This window comes from Mesorhizobium sp. M8A.F.Ca.ET.161.01.1.1 (genome assembly GCF_004792105.1).
Lineage (GTDB): Bacteria > Pseudomonadota > Alphaproteobacteria > Rhizobiales > Rhizobiaceae > Mesorhizobium.
Window position 1 is genome coordinate 1 of the sequence record NZ_SRTD01000472.1, and the last position, 287, is coordinate 287.

Below are 287 nucleotides of genomic sequence, written 5' to 3' on the forward strand. Positions count from 1 at the left end.
CTGGAACATCAGGTGTTCGAACAGGTGCGCGAAGCCGGTACGGCCGGCCGGTTCGTCCTTGCTGCCCACGTGGTACCAGACGTTGACCGTTCGTTCAGCTTTGTCAGGAGCATTCATTACGTTGTCTTCACTTTCCGGAGAGCCGACGTTCTAATCTTCCGGGAGTTGCTCCAAAGCCGGTCCTGGATCGCGGAAGGGGATGTGACGTGGCGGAATCCGATCGGATCGACGAGCTGATCGCAGCGGTGCCCCACGCCTTGGCGCTTCGAGCCGGGCTGGACCTTGGC

General features: G+C 61.0%; 1 protein-coding gene. It reads right to left on the reverse strand.

Annotation, left to right across the window (positions count from 1 at the left end):
* A partial coding sequence (locus tag EN804_RS36605; protein ID WP_210237406.1) for an insulinase family protein occupies positions 1–117 on the reverse strand: 117 nt, incomplete at its 3' end.
* Positions 118–287: the final 170 nt, after the last annotated feature.